Origin of the sequence: Brevibacillus aydinogluensis (assembly GCF_961514395.1) — a bacterium.
Taxonomy (GTDB): domain Bacteria; phylum Bacillota; class Bacilli; order Brevibacillales; family Brevibacillaceae; genus Brevibacillus; species Brevibacillus aydinogluensis.
This window is the reverse complement of the sequence record NZ_OY569118.1, coordinates 184,244-201,359: the sequence shown is the minus strand read 5'-3', so window position 1 is coordinate 201,359 and position 17,116 is coordinate 184,244. Positions and strand designations below refer to the sequence as shown.

The following is a 17,116-nucleotide window of genomic DNA, read 5'->3' as shown; positions in this document are numbered from 1 at the left end:
CCACCCTTAGACAGGGCAGGGATTAGCACACCAAAAACACTCTTCAAAATCACAAGGCATCGGCGAGAATCTCGGCAATGTCGCGGGTTTTGACCTGATCCTCCATTTCTTTCATCTTGATGCCGTCGTTCATCATTGTCAAACAGTACGGACACGCGCTGGCGATGGCCGTCGGATTTACTTCCAGCGCCTGCTCGGTGCGCGCCACGTTGATGCGGGTGCCTTCGTGCTCCTCCATCCACATCAGGCCGCCGCCGGCACCGCAGCACATGCTGTCGCAGCCGCTCCGCTTCATTTCCACAATCTCCACGCCTGGAATCGCCGTGAGGATCTCACGCGGCTTGTCGTAAATCTCGTTGTAGCGGCCCAGGTAACAGGAGTCGTGGTAAGTGATGCGCTCCTTTACTTCCTTGGTCGGCTTCAGACGTCCTTCCTTGACCCACTGGGCGAGCAGCTCGGAGTGGTGATACACCTCCGCCTCCAGGCCGAACTCGGGGTACTCGTTTTTAAAGGTGTTGTAGGCATGCGGGTCGCAGGTGACGATCTTCTTCACGCCGTAAGCCTGGAACAGCGCGATGTTCTCCTGGGCGAGCTGCTGGAACAGAAACTCGTTGCCGATGCGGCGAGCGGTGTCACCGGAGTTTTTCTCCTCGTTGCCGAGAATGGCAAAGCTTACCCCGGCTTCGTGCATCAGCTTGACAAACGCCTGCGTAATCTTCTGGCTGCGGTTGTCAAACGAGCCCATCGAGCCGACCCAGAACAGATACTCGAATTCCTCCACCTGCTGCACGGTCGGCACGTCGTATTGGCCGTTCAGCCCTTCGATCCACTTCAGTCGGTCCTTGCGGTTGATGCCCCACGGGTTGCCCTGCCGCTCGATGTTGTTCAGCGCCCGCTGCGCCTCTTGCGGCATGCTGCCCTCAGTCATCACCAGGTAGCGGCGCATGTCGATGATTTTTTCCACGTGCTCGTTCATCACCGGGCACTGATCCTCACAGTTGCGGCAGGTGGTGCAGGCCCACAGCTCCTGCTCGGTAATCACGTCGCCGATCAGGTTTTTCTCGTAGGCGACTGCGGTCGCTCCCTCGGACGCCGCCGCCACTTCCGACGCCTGCAGCGCCAGTTGGTTGGCGGTCGAGCCGGTAAAGGCGAAGCTCGGCATCCACGGCGTGCGGGAGGTGATCGCCGCTCCTTTTTCCGTCAAATGATCCCGCATCTTGGTGATCAATTCCATCGGGGAGAGCATCTTGCCGGTGCCGGAGGCGGGACACATGCTGGTGCAGCGACCGCACTCCACACAGGCGTACAGGTCGATCAGCTGCGTCTGGGTGAAGTCCTCAATCCGGCCGACCCCAAACACTTCCTGCGTCTCGTCTTCAAAGTCGATTTTGGACAGTTTGCCGGGCGGGTCCAGTTTTTTGAACCAGACGTTGATCGGCGCAAAAATCAGGTGAGCGTGCTTGGACTGCGGCACGTACACGGCGAAGGCCAAAAGGATCAGCAGGTGCAGCCACCAGAACACGTAGAACAGCGCGGCCGCCGCGGTATTGGGGATGCCGGCGAACGCCATCGCGATCAGCGAGGAAAACGGCGCGTAGCCGGACGGTTCGTGCCCCAACCAGAGCTGCTCAAACGCGAGTGAGAACAAAACTGTTGCCATCAGCGTGGAAATAAACAGCAGCACCAGTCCCGATTTGAATCCGCGCTTCAGCCGCTTCAGCTTTTCGATATACCGGCGGTAGAACGCGTAGCTGACTGCCGCGAGAATCAGAAAGACAGTGATCTCCTGCATCAGGCTGAAGTACTTGTGAGCGCTGCCAAATGGCAGTTCAAAGCCCTTCACCAGACCTTTCACGATCAGTTCAATGGCACCAAACTGCAGGATAATGAAGCCGTAAAACATGACGACGTGCATGATGCCGCTCTTTTTGTCCTTCAACAGCTTTTTGTGAAAGACGACGTTTTCCAGCAGCAAATTCAGGCGCGTGCCGAAGTCGTCCTTGACGTCCGGCTTTTTGCCCAGTTTGATAAACAGATACCGGCTGTACAGGACGTGGCAGACCAGGTACAGACCGTAAGCGAGCACCAGGAAAAACGCGATCAGATTGAGCAAGGCCAGCAAGGTCTTCTCCCCCTTTTCATGTTCGTCCGTTTTTTTCTATCTTATCAGAATCGCAAGAAAAAATGAATGACTATTCACTCATTATGTTGATTCCTACACAAACGCTTGTCAAACCGCGGCAGCCTGTCCAGACTGAGCGTTCGTTCAGAATCGTCTGCCCTGATATTAACACAGATTGCTCCCATTCGTCACCTGCAAATCTCCTCCACGCAAACAGCCGCCAGAGAATGCCAGCAACCCTGGCTTCCCTGGCGGCCTTGTCAGCCTATGCGGTCCATCCGGCCTATTTGCCGGACACCTCTTTGTGTTCTTGTTCTTTCTGCAATTTCTTTTCTTTTTGTTCCTGCCGGATGTCTGCCAGCGATTTGATCTTGGTCGCCTGAATCCGCTTGTTGCGCGGCAGGTCAGCCGGCTCCAGGTTGTCGGCTTCGTCTCTCATCAGCGCGGCGATGCCGACGGCTTTGCCCTTGGCAGCCTGACAGTACTCGCAATTCTCCTCGTCGTGGGCGTGGTAGTTTTTCGGCTCGGGATACGAGGTAATCACGCCCTCAAAGTTGCGCAGCACCACTTTGTCGGCCGACTGCGAAATGATGTAGTTGGGCATGACGGGAATTTTGCCGCCGCCATGCGGCGCGTCCACCACGAACGTCGGCACCGCATAGCCGGAGGTATGGCCTCGCAGGTGTTCGATGATCTCGATCCCTTTGCTGACCGGCGCGCGGAAGTGGCCGATCCCCTCGGACAGGTCGCACTGGTAGATGTAGTACGGCCGTACGCGAATCTTGACCAGCTCGTGCACCAGCTTTTTCATCGTATTCGGACAATCGTTGATGCCCGCCAGGATAACCGACTGGTTGCCGAGCGGCACGCCGGCGTTGGCCAGCATTTCGCAGGCCCGCTTCGCTTCCGGGGTAATCTCCTTCGGGTGGTTAAAGTGCGTGTTGAGCCATATGGGATGGTATTTTTTCAGGATGTTGCACAGGTTTTCCGTGATCCGCTGCGGGAACACCACCGGAGCGCGCGTGCCGATGCGGATGATCTCCACGTGCGGGATGGCCCGCAAATTGCTCAAAATGTACTCCAGGATGCGGTCGTTGATCAGCAGACCGTCGCCCCCGGAGAGGAGCACGTCGCGCACTTCCGGCGTACGGCGGATGTAGTCGATACAGGCGTCCAGCTGCTTTTTCGGCACGCCCATGCCGATCTGGCCGGAGAAGCGGCGGCGCGTACAGTAACGACAGTACATCGAACACTGGTTGGTGACCAAAAACAGCACCCTGTCCGGATACCGGTGCGTCAGGCCCGGCACCGGTGAATCAGTGTCCTCGTGCAGCGGGTCTTCCATGTCGTATTTGGTCCGAACCATCTCGGAGGAAAGCGGAACGGACTGCATGCGGACCGGATCTTTCGGATCGTCCGGGTCCATCAGCATGGCGTAATAGGGCGTGATGTTGAGCGGGATGGTCTGGTTGGAAATGCGTACACCCTCTTCCTCCTCCGGTGTCAGGTTGATCACCTGTTTCAATTCATCTACAGTCCGAATGGTGTGGGTGAGCTGCCACATCCAGTCGTTCCATTGTTCTTCGGTGACGTCTTTCCACATTTCGATCTGGCGCCAGTCACGTTTGGCTGTAACCGTCATCCTTGTCATCCCCCTTTGCGTTGTGTGAAGATACGCGTGTATTCCTCAACAACAAAGGGAATGCAACAGTCGTGCCAATCAAATCAAAAGATTTTGAATATAGAAAATAAAGCATTGGCAAGCAGATTTTCCATCTGTAGGAGTTTTTGGACTGCCGAAAATTCGGCACTTACCGTTCGCCTGCTCCCCGCTGCGAGAGTTTGTACTGCAGCGTCTGCCGGGGGATGCCCAACAGCCGTGCCGCCCTGAGCACGTTGCCGCCAGTGGATTTCAGCGCATCGGCAATGCACCGTTCCTCCACCTCCCGCAGCACCTCCGGCAGCGTGCGCTGTTTTGCCGCCCACGCCTCGATAGGAGGGATGGCCGATCCGATCTCCCCTGGTCCGGTCTCGCCCGGACCGTTCACCAGCGAACGCTCCGCCAAGTACGGCGGCAGGTGTTCCCGTTCAATCACTGCTCCCTCCACCATGTTCATCGCCGCCTCGATCACGTGCTCCAGTTCGCGAACGTTGCCGGGCCAGTCGTACTGCCTGAACAGGTCGGCCACCTCCGGACTGATGTTTTGCACCTGCATGTGAAAACGGCGATTGTATTTGTCGAGGAAATGGCGGACGAGCAGGTCCACGTCCTCCCTGCGCTCCCGCAGTGGCGGCAGCTCAAAGGAGACCACGTTGATGCGGTAGTACAGGTCCAATCGCAGCGCGCCGCGCCGAACCAACTCCAGCGGCGGTTCATTGACGGCAGCGATCACCCGCACGTCGACACGTACGGCGCTGCTGCTGCCGATCCGCCGGATTTGCCCGTCCTGCAGCACGCGCAGCAGTTTTGCCTGCAGGTCCAGCGGCATGCTGTTCAACTCGTCGAGAAACAGCGTCCCGCCATCCGCCAGTTCAAACAGTCCCGGTCTGTCGTCTGCTCCGGTAAAGCTGCCCTTGGTCGTGCCAAACAGCAGGCTTTCCAGCAGCGAAGCCGGCAGGGCCGCGCAGTTTTGCGCAATAAACGGCTTGCCGCAGCGGGACGACGCCTGGTGGATCGACTGGACGAACAGTTCCTTCCCCGTCCCCGTCTCTCCGTAGATCAATACCGGAGATGAAGTGCGGGCCGCCTTTCTCGCGCGGTCTTTTAACCGCATCATCTGTTCGTTTTGTGTCAGGATATCGGCAAACTGAAAGGAAAGCCCGTCCCCGTCCAGCTTGCTCCGCTTGGCCCGCTTCGGCTTGCTGATCTGCGCCTGCAGGTCGAGCAGCCGCTCTGACAGCTCTTTCAGCTTGCGGATATCCTTGGCCACCTCGACCGCCCCGACCAGCCGATTGCCCACCCGCACGGGCAGCGTCGTATTGATCGTCTCCACCCGCATCCCTCTCCAGTTGGTGTAGGTCTGCGGCTGGTCGTAGATCGGTTCGCCGCTCGCAATGACCCTCAGCAGTGTGCTGGAGTGACGGTCCAGCGAGGGAAACACCTCCAGCAGCGGCTTACCCAGCACTTCGTCAGGCGTCAGCCCGTCCAGTCTGGCCGCCACGTGATTGTAATAAATGGTAATGCCGTTCGCATCAACGACGTGGATTCCCTCATCGATCGTTCCCAGGATGGCCTGCAGCATTTCCACCGTTTCCGACATCGGCATGGAGTGTAACAGCCTCCTTTCGAACAAACTGCCAAAAAATCATCACTGTGCCGAATTTTCGGCAGTCACCGCTGCCGTTCCGCCTGCACCGCGATGATCAGCGTGTAAAGCAGATGGCCCAGCAGCCAAAGGAAAAAATCGGCCCACGACACGGCCGCGCCGCTGAGCAGACTAAATGGCAGATAGGCCGCAGCAAAGGCGAGCACCCAGTACGACAGATATTTGATTCTCCGCTCGCCGCTGGTTCGGGGATAAAAGTACATCATGAAAAACGCAACGATTGCACTGACCAACAGGTGGACCAACAGCTCGACCACGGACGGCAGTCCCTCCAGGCCGGGGGCATAGCTGACGTCAATCAGGACGGAGAGCGTCGACGTTTGAAACAGTCCGTCTCCCAAAGCCAGAAACGCGGCCAGAACGAGGCCGGCCATGCCACCGGTTGCGAGTGCAAACCCCACGATGCCCCTCCCCTTTCCTTGTGTGAATTACCCTTATTGTACGAAAAAACCGCCCCGACCGGCTATAGCGAACGAGCCTGGCCCATCACTCCATGCCGTGCACGTTATTTCCCCCTTCTGTTGATCCATGCTCCGCAGCGGAAAATTATGCTATACTCATAGACATCGGCTCCTCAAGGGTGGTCGGCTCATCTCCCACGTCGGAAACGGGGGAGGTGAGAGCATGGCAATAACGCACGAAACCATGAGCCTGATGATTCAGTTCGGCGGCTTTATTGTCGGCCTGCTGAGTCTCGTCGTGGCGATTGTTGCTTTGACGCAAAAAAAGAAGTGACCTCCCCTTGAGTTGAGAACCGGAGGTCACTTCGGTCAAATTCTGAGCCGATCCCGTAAAGGGAGCAGCTATTGTACAAGGCTGCAGATGTCGCCTCATCTGTAGCCTTTTTTACCATATGCATCTGCTGTTCCTATCATACCACGCTTGGCCCAAAAAGAATCGCATCGGTTTGCCGACCTTTGTGATTCTTTTCCACCAACGGTACCAGCCTGGTCGCAGGCGATTGCTTGCAACCTTTCTGCTGCTTGTGTTTTCTAGCATCATTTTACTCCAAGTACACCAGTTTGCACAAGATTATCGCCAATGGTTGGTTATGACCGCTTGATTTGTTCAGTGTGTCGCGGAGGGCCACTCCACATTCAGCGTCAGTTCGTGCTCGCCGATATACTGGCTGTTCAGCCACAGCTGGTAAGCTACTCTTACCTGGACCGGCCTTCCCTGCTCATGCCGGATGCGCAGCTTGCGTGTATGGGTCTCCATCGAAAACAGCCCGTAGGGACTGCGGTAGGTCGTCTGGTGGCTCATGCCCTGCTGAAACTGCTGTTTCGTCTGCACGTCGCCCTGTCTCAGCAGGGTGACCGTCCCGTCTGCCAGCTTCAGCGTCGTGCTCACCTCGCCGGCCCCTTCCAGCTGCTCCTTGTACGTCAGATACCAGCCGCCTGTCTTTTCCACGCATCGGCCGGCATAGCGATAGATTGTTTCCTCCCAATCTCCTCCCGTGCGCTGTCTGGCGGTCAGGGTGATCAGCACGTCTTGCATGGATCGTCCTCACTTCCCGTTCTGCTTGTACCCGTCCATTGTACGCTCATCGCTCTTTTGTTGCAACCGCCGACTGACCGGACTGCTCATCCAGCAGATGGCGCATCGTTCCCACAATCCCGACGGCGGCGAGCAGCAGCAGTCCGGCGAGCACTAGGTACCCCATCCCGGCCCCGGTCCGGTCAATCATCCACGTAAACACGCCGATCAGGAGCAAGCGCATCATCATCCCGAGTGAATTGAAAAAGCTCATGACCCGTCCCATGAACGGCTTCGGCACGACCGTCATGTACAGCGACTGCCGGATAAGCCGGACAGAAGCATTGCACCAGCCGAACACCATGTAGGCGCCAATCAGGGCCCATCCGTAGGGCAGCGCCACCATGACTGCCATGACGACAGCAAACAGCAGCGTGTTGCCAACCATCGCCGGAACCTGGCCGTACTTCCTTGTCACGGCAGCAACCAGGAATCCGGCCGCCACCGCGCCGATGGCGTATGCCGTTTCTCCGAGCGAAAACACCGTCACGTCCGCTTTCAAGGTCTGATTCACGTAAACAGGCTTCAACAAGTTGCCGGCCATCACCGCAATAAACGGCATCAACGCCGCGATGCCAAACAGGAGAAAGCCCCGTTTTTCCCGTATGTAATGCCAGCTTTGGAGCAGTTGGCCCACCCAGTTGACCCCGCTGTTGTTCCGGACTTCCCGCTCCAGGGTAAAGGTGTAGGCCATGGTGGCCATGAGACCGAAGGCTGCCAGATACGTACAGGCGTTAATCAGCAAAACGACATGCAGCCCGTATGCCTCCAGGAGAAACCCTGCGATCCCCCCGGCCAGCACGGACGACGTCTGTCCCTCAATCTCCAGCAGGCTGTTGATGTCGTTGTAGTGCCGCGGCTCAAACATTTCCTGGACAAGCGCCGACTGCGACGGGTAATGAATCTGAAACATCAGGGTCGTCACCAGGTAGACGGCGACCAGCATCCACTTGGTATACGGACCGAAAAAGCCCCACATCGCGAGGGCGGCCAGCACGGCAAAGCCGATCACATGCTCCGCCAGCAGCATCCGTTTGCGGGAAAAACGGTCGATCAACGTGCCGATATACGGGCCGACCACAAACATCAGCACAGCCGAGACAAACATCGTGGAGCCGAGCAGCTCGGCTGATCCGGTCGTTTCCACCAAGTACCAGGCAATGCCGATCATGGTCATTCCCTGGCCAAAGCCGGAAAACAGGTTGGAAAAAACAGCTTGCGAAACTGACGGTTGGCAAACACTTCTCTCATGGAATGCGCCCCCTGAACTGCATGTGGAAGGATTTGCCACCATCATACGCAATATTTTTAATTTTGTAAATAAAAAAGTTTTATAATAGACCCCCAAACGCCCGTCATCACGTGTGCTTCCGCCCCACCCGACAAAAAAACGACCCCAGTGTGAAACCGGGGACGCTTGTGGTACCGTCTGTTATTTTACAAAGCCCAGAACCAGCTCGCGCACGATCTTGGACGCCACAATCTGGGTCATCTCGCTGTGATCGTAGACCGGTGCCACTTCCACCAGGTCACAGCCGATCACGTTGGCGCCGTTTTTCGCCATGTAGTGGATGGTCTCCAGCAGTTCGCGGGAGGTGATGCCGCCCGCCTCGGTCGTGCCGGTACCCGGCGCGTATGCAGGGTCAAGCACGTCGATGTCGATCGTCAGGTAGATCGGGCGGTTGCCAATCGTCGGCAGCACCTGTTTGACCGGCTCCAGCACGTCGTACTTGTACAGGTGCATGTTTTCTTTCGCCCACTCAAACTCTTCCTTCATCCCGCTGCGGATGCCAAACGAATAGACGTTTTTGCCGCCGATCAGATCGCACGCCTTTTTGATCGGCGTGGAGTGGGAGTACTCATACCCCTCGTAATGGTCGCGCAGGTCGGTGTGGGCGTCAAAGTGGAAGATGACCAGGTCGCTCTTGTACTTTTCGTACACAGCCTGAATTACCGGCCAGGTCACCAGGTGTTCGCCGCCCAGACCGATCGGAAACTTGCCGTCCGCCAAAATTTTGCTGACAAACGTACGGATCGCATCCAGGCTGCCCTCCACGTTGCCAAACGGCAGGGGAATATCCCCCGCATCGAAATACTTTACGTCTTCCAGCAGTCTGTCCAGATACGGGCTGTACTCTTCCAGACCGATCGAGACCTCGCGGATGCGGGCCGGGCCGAAACGGGAACCGGGACGGAAACTGACCGTCCAGTCCATCGGCATACCGTAGATGACCGCCTGGCTCTCCTCGTAGCTGCCATGGCTGCGGATAAAGACGTTGCCGGAATACGCTTCGTCAAAACGCATCTTGTTTCTTCCTCCCAATCCTTAGTCGCGGGTCAGCTCGGCCACGAAGTTGGGCAGCTTGAACGCGGCGTAGTGAACCTCCGCATTGTAGTACTTGGTGTTCAAATCCTTGATCTTGCTCGCATCCACTTCCAGCGGATCGTACTGTTTGGAGCCGATCGTAAAGCTCCACAGGCCGGACGGATAGGTCGGGATGCTGCACGTATACAGACGGGTGATCGGGAAAATCGATTTAATATCCTTGAACACGCGTTTGATCAAGTCGCGGTTGAACCACGGGGACTCGGTCTGCGCCACCATGATGCCATCCGGTTTCAACGCGTCGTAAATGCCTTGGTAAAATCCTTTCTCAAACAGGCCTACAGCCGGTCCGACCGGCTCGGTGGAGTCGACCATGATCACGTCGTACTCGCCTTTGTGGTCGTGAATGTGCTTGATGCCGTCGATCACCTGCACGTCCACTTTTGGATTACCGGACAGCTCACTGGCGATGGCCGGGAAAAACTTTTTGCTGGCCTCGATCACGCCACCGTCAATTTCCGCCAATACGGCTTTTTCCACGGAGGGGTGTTTGACGATTTCGCGAATGGCACCGCCGTCGCCACCGCCCACGACGAGCACCTTTTTCGGGTTCGGGTGGGTGTTGAGGGCAACGTGGGCGATCATTTCGTGGTAGACAAACTCGTCCACATCAGTGGTCATGACCATGCCGTCGAGAACGAGCATGCGGCCGAACTGCTTGGTGTTGATGATATCCAATTGTTGAAATTCGGTTTTCTCGCTGTACAACGTCTCGGTAATCTTTGTCGTAATACCGTGATTTTCCGTTTGTTTTTCGGTGTACCACAGTTCCATGTTCATGATTATGTACCCTCCTTAACTAACCGCATTGGTATTAAAAGACCCCGGCCGACGCCGGTTTGGCAGGAGATAGCGGCCAGTCCCTGCCAAATTAGTCCAGACCGCTGCCATTCGTATCTGCCAAGAAAATTATAGTGGCTGCCTCCCAAAATGCAAGCAATTTTTGCGAGACGCGCTGCCCGGCGCGGCCGTTAAGTTTATCCAACCGGAGTTTGTCCCATACTAGACAGTAACCCTATCGTTTGGTTAGTATGTCCCGATTCGAAAAAATATGAGGGGAAAGGACTAGAGAGGACATGGAAGTAATCCGGGAAGCCCCGCTCCTCCGCTATCTGCGTTGGGCGAAGAAATTCATAAAATTATTCATACTCAGCCTATTGTGCTGTTCGTTTGCCGCCCTGCTGCTGATTCTCTACCTCCGTTCACAGCCGCTGCCGGCAGTCTCGATCAATCAGACGACGACCATTTACGCCAGCAACGGTGAGGTGCTGGATACGCTGCACCGCGGCCAGAACCGGTTTGTCGTCCCGCTGAAGGACATCTCCCCCTTCCTGGTGCAGGCGACGATCGCCATCGAAGACCGTTCCTTCCACAAGCACTACGGCATCGACTGGCTGCGTCTGGCTCGGGCCGCCTACGTGGACGTGATCCACATGGAAAAGCGGCAGGGAGCCAGCACGATCACGCAGCAATTGGCGCGAAACCTGTATCTCTCGATGGACAAGACCTGGGAGCGCAAGATAAAGGAAGCGCTGTTGGCCATCCAGTTGGAACTAAATTACAGCAAGGACGAAATCCTGGAGATGTACATGAACCAGATCTACTACGGCCATTCCGCTTACGGCGCCCAGGCCGCCGCGCAAACGTACTTCGGCAAAGACGCCAAGGATCTGACGCTGGCAGAAAGCGCCTTGTTGGCCGGCATCCCCAAAGGGCCGTCGTACTACTCTCCCTACGTGGACTTTGACAAGGCCAAATCGCGGCAGCAGGTGATTCTCCAGGCCATGGTCCGCTCCGGCTACATTACGCCGGAACAGGCGGAGCAGGCGTATGCCGAACCGATCAAGCTAAAGGAGCGCAACACCGAAGCCGCGGCTGAACAAGCCCCTTATTTTCGCGATTACATTGCCAACCTGGTGAAGAACAAATACGGCATCGACGAAGAGACCTTTATCCACGGAGGACTGAAAATCCACACGACCCTGGACCCGGTGATGCAGAAAAAAGCGGAAGACATCATCGCCAAAGTGCTGCCGAAAGACAAACCCGATCTGCAGGTGGCGCTGGTTGCCATGGACCCGGCCACCGGCCACATCAAGGCGATGGTGGGCGGACGTGACTACACCAAAAGCCAGTACAACCGGGCATTGAGCATGCGGCAGCCGGGCTCTGCGTTCAAGCCGATCTTGTACCTGGCCGCCCTGCAAAACGGCTTTACGCCGCTGACGCAGATGAAAAGCGAACCGACCGTGTTCACCTACGACAACGGCAAGACCTACATCCCGAAAAACTTTGGGGAGCGCTACGCCCATGCCTATATCAACATGCGGGAGGCGATCAAGACTTCGGACAACATCTACGCGGTCAAGACAATCGACCATCTCACCCCGCAAAAAGTGGTGGATCAGGCCCGCGAGCTGGGGATCACCAGCAAGCTGCAGGCTGTACCCTCGCTGGCCCTGGGCACGTCGCTCGTCTCCCCGCTTGAATTGAACACCGCCTACGTCACCATCGCCAACAAAGGGGAGCGGGTGAAGCCCATTGCCATCACCCGGATTGAGGACAGCCAGGGAAACGTGCTCGTCGAGGAAAAACCGGAGAAAACCAGAGTGGCCGATCCGGTGGCCTCGGCACTGCTGATCAATCTGATGCAGAGCGTGTTTGAACCGGGCGGCACAGGCCACCGGGTGGCGGGCGAATTGAACAGGCCCGTCGCAGGCAAAACCGGCTCCACCGATTACGACGCCTGGCTCAGCGGATTTACGCCGCAGTTGGTCACCACCGTCTGGGTGGGATACGACAAAAACCAAAAAGTGGACGATGTCACCGAAGGCTACCTCTCCAAAAAAATCTGGGCGCAGTTCATGGAAAGTGCGCTGAAAGACCAGCCTCCCGCCTTGTTTGACATGCCGGCAGGGGTGGTGTCGGTGTACATCGATCCGGCATCGGGCAAGCTGGCGACGGAGCACTGCCCCAACCCGCAGTTGTTCTACTTTGCCAAAGGTACCGAGCCGCAGGAGTACTGCACCGATCACCTCCCCAACCATGAAACGCCCACGCCGCTCCCGCCTCCGGACACCCCCTCGTTCTGGCAGCGCATGGGCAGTTGGTGGAAACCGACCGAGTAGGCACAAAAAAAGGCTGTCCTGCACGGCAGAACGAAACTGCCGGGGACAGCCTTCTTTGCCGTCAGGGGGCTGATTCTTCTTTGTCGTCAGCGGGCCACTTCTTCGCCGCCCCCCACGACGCCGTTGCCATCGGCAAACACGTGGTCATTGCAAATGGTGATCAGCCCGGCGCGGTCAAGCTCATCCAGCACTTCAAACAGGCTCTCCCGTTTTCCGGCCGGCAACTTGCGGACAAAGTTGTTGATTTCCTGGGGAGACACGTGCGTGCGAAAATGGACGCCGCCGTGCCGCACGAAATGGTCGTGACCTGCCTGAGCGTCGTTCCCCGGCAGCTCTCCCCCTTGTATACGGTCGGTCATCTTCAACGCCCCTTCCGTCAACAGTGTGGCCGTGCTTTCCTAGTTTCACGCATCTGCGGACAGGACATGCGCTGAAAAATGCTCCAACAACATCACGGATCAGCAGCAAACACAGCGAAGCAAACGTTTTCGTAAAAAAAGACAAACAGGAAAAGAGAGACGGGCTCTTTTCCTGTTTGCTGACCTAGTGTACATGTATACAGCTATGGAAATAAGTTTACCTGACTTCAATACGACTAACAATTGATTTCACAATTTGTTCACATTCCGTTCAAGATTTACAGCTTCCATACTGAAGACAAACGGTTCATTGAGTTAGCGTCCACAAAAAATGATTTCCAGGCCGAAAGGCCTGCCTGTTCATCAACCGAAGCGGAAGACAATGTGCGTCGCATGAAGGGTTGGGCCAAGCGAGCTCCTTTGACGACCGACTCAGCGGAAAAACGAAGACGCGGGAATCAACAAGGACACAAGTCTCACTTCCTCGAAATACCCAGATGTTTGTCCCCTGCCCGCGTCTCGTTTTGGAGCGGACTTCATCCGCTTCTGTGCTGGGCGTCAAGCGAGCGAGCGGGCCCGATCTCCCATGCGCCGCGGACTTTGTCTACACGCTGAGCTTCGCCCAACCAGACAACAGGATGGACCGAACGAAAGGCTCAACCGTGCACGTGCACGTCCTGCTTTATAACGCCAACTTTACGCCAACGCCTGCTTCAGTTCCTCGCTGGAATTCTCCCACATCGCCGGGTTGTGTTCCATCAACAGCTTTTTCAGCGCCGCTTTTTCCGTGTCGTTTAGCTCTGACACCATGATGCGCCGTTTCATCGAGTAGTCCATTCGGTTGACATGGTCGGCCAAAATTTTGTATCCGCGCCGAGCCTCCCGGTCAATCTCCATGTAGCAGGCGGTTACCCCGGCGTAATACGGCCCCGAATCGTTGCGGTCAACCGTTACCCAAACCACCCAATACGGCTTGCCGTTGGGCACCTCTTCCTTGTTGGTCGTCCACTTGACGCCTTTTTCCACGGCGCTTTTTGCATGCATAGCACCCATGTCGATGTAAGCCTTGTCCCCGTCAATGATAACGGAGGAGACAGCGCTCAGGTCAAGCACCCCCTGCCCATAACCGCCGTGCACGTTCGTTTTTCCGCTCACGATCGTAAAACCGCCAGATTTGCTGTCAAAAATGTCCACGTGATCCACCCTCTTTTGACCCGTTGTTTCTTACAGCATATTCTACCTGGAAACAGTGTGAGGCGCAATTTTTCGGCGTGTCTGGCCATTTGCAGCTACGCTCAACGCTCAGCAGAATCATCCTGAGGACAGTGTGCCTGACGCCCAGCCACTCGTCAGTTCCTCGGTCGCTTTCCTCTTATTGCTCGCACCGCTTTACCAATCAGCCAGATCAGCAGAGCCACGTTCCAGGCACTGTGAAACGCCATGAGTGCGTTAAATTCCCAGGAATTGAACATGGTATACTCGGCGAGACGCAATTCGAAATAACAAAAGGTCACAAGAAAGGTAACCGCCATGATCAGCCAGATGCGGATGCCGAAAATAAGGCTCAAGTATCCGGAAATTACCAGACCGATCAAAGGTCCGCCGAATTCCCAGGCGGGAACGATCCACATGATGATGTAGAGGATGACGTCAGCGCTCATCAATTTCTATTCCTTTCACGTGTTCCATTCGGTTTTCTACAAGCCGGAACAGTCGTCCCGATTCCTGCTGATCATCTGATGAAAACCGCCGGATCAGCAACTTGGCCGAGGAACTGTGCTTGGAACGCGGCATTTCCTGAAAGTGAAGCGGCTGGCCGTCCAGCACGTGAATCACCACGATATTGCCGTGGTATTCGACGCGCACATCGTCCCACACCTCTTTTTTCTCAGGATCAATCCGCATGGACCTGCCGGACTTGGAGACGATCACTTCGGGAAATTCACCGTCTTCGCGGGACAGGATGTAATACAGGTAAGAGGATGTTTGCTTGGGAGTCCGCCGCATTCCTTTCTGCACATCCTCGATACCAATCAGCAGATGGCCCACCTGCTGGATGACGTACGGATTAACCGGCAGCTTGGCATGCTCCTCGAGGATGAAATACTGTTTCTTGATGTCTTTTTGGGCATAGGTGGCACTCACATAGGGTACTGTCCCATCTCCAAAACCTTTGTCAAAAAACGGTTCTAACTGACGGGATACCGGGTTCATGACATATCCCAACAGCGTCGTTTGCCCTATTCCGATGATCGAATACTGCGGCACATAGATGATCTTGTTGTCCCACTTTTCATGCAATTCCCCCGCTTGTTTGACCAACGGGTCATAGTCCAGGCGGATCTGCCGATCTTGCAAGAACTCTTTATAGGAGTACGAATGCACGGCATCTTTTTTGAGAAACGCTTCCGTGTCGAAGTACTTTCGGGAAGGAAGCAGTTCGTATACAGCCGGAGCGTATGCAGAGATGACTTTCCCCGTTTCCTCGTGCAGTGCAGGGATGTCGAAGTTGTAGCCGTATTTGATCGCCTGGTATGCACGGGGCGATCCCAAAAACGGGGTGCCCATGTAAATGATACGCTTTGTTTTCTGCTGGTAGGACACGTTGGACAGAAGCGTCTCCCGCACCAGCAATCCGCCCATGCTGTGGGCCACCAACTGTACCTGACTGGCTCCAGATCGCTTTAGAGCCTCGTCTATTTTCTGTTTTAAAAAAGTGGCGTTATCGGCGTTGCTGTACCGCCAATCGTAAGGCATGGCAAAAAGCGTCCGGTTTTTCTCGTACCCCATTTTCTCCAGATGCTTGACCATGCTTGCATACTGCTCCGCTTTTTTCTTGATGACATCCAGTGAAGCATACGACAGATATTCGATGGCGCGAAACCCGCCATCCGCCCGCTCCGGAAACACTTTGATCCCTGGTTGGCGGGGCTGTACGTTTATGCTTCCATTCTTGACGGGTTCCAGCGACAAGATTTTGCGGTGCCGCGGATCTTTGATACCCACGCTCATCTCCCACAGGCCCAGCCATATTTCCGATGTTTTCCCGTTCTCTTCAACCTCCAGCCGGGAACCGCCGATACCCGGAATCAGAATGACCGGAATCGTCGCAGTCGTAATCGACAGCTTGTAGGCATGCGGCTTGAGCGCAGAGCTGCGGCTGGCCGATACTTTTACGAAATAGGTGCCGGGGTCGCCGTTGTACACAATCAGCTCGTCGGCATTCTTGGCCTTTTCCGATCTGGCAACCAGCTTGTTTTCCTTGTTGTACAGGTACAAGTCAAGGTCCATCCCCTCGGGAATATTGCTGAGCGTTGCCCGGATCGTGGAAGACAGGTTGACCGTCACGCGGTAGAAATCGACATCGTCAAGGTGATGCAAATTGGCCACGATGTTTTCGCGGTCCTCCGGTTCGCGAGCGTTTTTGATCGTGTCATTTGGTTCGTACTCATCCTGCTTGCCTTCATTTTGCGCCACGGCATCCGCCCTCAGGCGATAGTACACTTTCTTGTTAAAGGCCCCCTGGCTGCCCTCCACTTTCACGTAGTACCAATTGTTTTTTTCGACAGCGACGTCTTCCACCCGCTGCCTGTCACTTCGCGGTTGGTCAGAACGCCCCAGCTCACGCCCTTCGCTGTCGAACACGTACAGAAAATAATCTGTCTTGCTGGGAATATCAAAAAGCGTAAACGTGATCGTCCCGTTTGTGGGAGCTTTCATTTTCCACACATCCACGTCACCGCTTTTTCCAATCCGGCCATACGCGTCCTTTCCGGCAAACATCCAATCCGCTTTGGAAAAGGTGTCATTGGGCTCCAGTTCGTACGTCGCGGGCAGCGCCCGCAGTTCCACTTCCGACGGCTTCTTCCTGCCGGAAAAGCGCCGGGTAAACTCCTCTTCCTGTTCCTGCAGGTTGCGGTCCGCCTGCTCGTCCGACTCATGAATCCCGTCTTCGACTTCTTCTGCCTCTTCGCCCTCTTCTCCCACGTCACCCGCGCCCAACTCCTCCTCTCCCGTCACTGAATCGGAGTGGTCCGCTTCCTTTGCTTCCTCCGCTGTAGTCTCTTCTCCACCTTCGCCCTCCTGGTGTGCAAGCGTGATCCATTCGCTCCCGCGAGGCTTGTCCCCCGCCTCATGGGAAAGCGCAGTGCTCTGTTTGGCCCAACCGGACGGAACCACGCTGCTCAACATCAGAACAGCCAGCAGCAGCAAATGTGCCATCCGGCGCAACATGCCACCCATAAAAATACCCCCTTGCC

13 protein-coding genes and 1 pseudogene are annotated in these 17,116 nt (G+C 56.0%); 2 read left to right on the top strand and 12 right to left on the bottom strand.

Going from position 1 to position 17,116, the window contains the following annotated elements:
* Positions 1 to 49: 49 nt before the first annotated feature.
* The 4 genes from Q7F15_RS00890 to Q7F15_RS00875 form a co-directional block, all read right to left on the bottom strand.
* On the bottom strand, positions 50 to 2,122 hold the full coding sequence (locus Q7F15_RS00890) for a (Fe-S)-binding protein (protein WP_212132575.1): 2,073 nt from the start codon (positions 2,120 to 2,122) through the stop codon (positions 50 to 52).
* Positions 2,123 to 2,405: 283 nt separating this feature from the next.
* Positions 2,406 to 3,764 (bottom strand): lysine 2,3-aminomutase, encoded by a 1,359-nt coding sequence (kamA, locus tag Q7F15_RS00885; RefSeq protein WP_171564037.1) that lies wholly within the window; start codon positions 3,762 to 3,764, stop codon positions 2,406 to 2,408.
* Positions 3,765 to 3,933: 169 nt separating this feature from the next.
* On the bottom strand, positions 3,934 to 5,388 hold the full coding sequence (locus tag Q7F15_RS00880) for a sigma-54 interaction domain-containing protein (protein WP_171564036.1): 1,455 nt from the start codon (positions 5,386 to 5,388) through the stop codon (positions 3,934 to 3,936).
* Positions 5,389 to 5,453: 65 nt separating this feature from the next.
* Entirely contained in the window at positions 5,454 to 5,849 is a 396-nt protein-coding gene (locus Q7F15_RS00875) for a hypothetical protein (RefSeq protein ID WP_304414908.1), read from the bottom strand.
* Between the two features lie 223 nt (positions 5,850 to 6,072).
* Here Q7F15_RS00875 and Q7F15_RS00870 point away from each other — a divergent pair, with 223 nt between their 5' ends.
* Positions 6,073 to 6,183 carry a putative holin-like toxin gene (locus Q7F15_RS00870; RefSeq protein WP_230077523.1) on the top strand — a complete coding sequence of 37 codons (111 nt, stop codon included), beginning with the start codon at positions 6,073 to 6,075 and terminating at the stop codon, positions 6,181 to 6,183.
* Positions 6,184 to 6,516: 333 nt separating this feature from the next.
* Here the strand turns inward: Q7F15_RS00870 and Q7F15_RS00865 are convergent, their stop codons facing one another.
* The 4 genes and pseudogenes from Q7F15_RS00865 to speE all read right to left on the bottom strand — a co-directional run bounded on the left by Q7F15_RS00865 (position 6,517) and on the right by speE (position 10,144).
* On the bottom strand, positions 6,517 to 6,945 hold the full coding sequence (locus Q7F15_RS00865) for a YwiB family protein (protein WP_171564034.1): 429 nt from the start codon (positions 6,943 to 6,945) through the stop codon (positions 6,517 to 6,519).
* 46 nt (positions 6,946 to 6,991) lie between these two features.
* Positions 6,992 to 8,235, bottom strand: a pseudogene (locus tag Q7F15_RS00860) (MFS transporter).
* A gap of 181 nt (positions 8,236 to 8,416) precedes the next feature.
* Entirely contained in the window at positions 8,417 to 9,289 is an 873-nt protein-coding gene (gene speB / locus Q7F15_RS00855) for an agmatinase (RefSeq protein WP_304414907.1), read from the bottom strand.
* A 21-nt stretch (positions 9,290 to 9,310) separates the two neighbouring features.
* On the bottom strand, positions 9,311 to 10,144 hold the full coding sequence (speE, locus tag Q7F15_RS00850) for a polyamine aminopropyltransferase (RefSeq protein WP_171564199.1): 834 nt from the start codon (positions 10,142 to 10,144) through the stop codon (positions 9,311 to 9,313).
* Positions 10,145 to 10,446: 302 nt separating this feature from the next.
* Between speE and Q7F15_RS00845 the strand changes: the two genes are divergently transcribed.
* Positions 10,447 to 12,498 carry a transglycosylase domain-containing protein gene (locus Q7F15_RS00845; RefSeq protein ID WP_171564031.1) on the top strand — a complete coding sequence of 684 codons (2,052 nt, stop codon included), beginning with the start codon at positions 10,447 to 10,449 and terminating at the stop codon, positions 12,496 to 12,498.
* An 86-nt stretch (positions 12,499 to 12,584) separates the two neighbouring features.
* Here Q7F15_RS00845 and Q7F15_RS00840 read toward each other — a convergent pair whose 3' ends face one another.
* The 4 genes from Q7F15_RS00840 to Q7F15_RS00825 all read right to left on the bottom strand — a co-directional run bounded on the left by Q7F15_RS00840 (position 12,585) and on the right by Q7F15_RS00825 (position 17,099).
* On the bottom strand, positions 12,585 to 12,857 hold the full coding sequence (locus Q7F15_RS00840) for a hypothetical protein (protein ID WP_304414906.1): 273 nt from the start codon (positions 12,855 to 12,857) through the stop codon (positions 12,585 to 12,587).
* Positions 12,858 to 13,553: 696 nt separating this feature from the next.
* The gene (locus Q7F15_RS00835; protein WP_212132589.1) at positions 13,554 to 14,051 is read right to left on the bottom strand and encodes a YwhD family protein; all 498 of its coding nucleotides are present in this window, start codon (positions 14,049 to 14,051) and stop codon (positions 13,554 to 13,556) included.
* A gap of 155 nt (positions 14,052 to 14,206) precedes the next feature.
* On the bottom strand, positions 14,207 to 14,518 hold the full coding sequence (locus Q7F15_RS00830) for a hypothetical protein (RefSeq protein WP_171564026.1): 312 nt from the start codon (positions 14,516 to 14,518) through the stop codon (positions 14,207 to 14,209).
* Positions 14,508 to 17,099, bottom strand: coding sequence for a lipase/acyltransferase domain-containing protein (locus Q7F15_RS00825; RefSeq protein WP_304414905.1), 2,592 nt, complete (start codon positions 17,097 to 17,099; stop codon positions 14,508 to 14,510). Before Q7F15_RS00825 ends, Q7F15_RS00830 begins: the two co-directional genes overlap by 11 nt.
* Positions 17,100 to 17,116 lie beyond the last annotated feature (17 nt).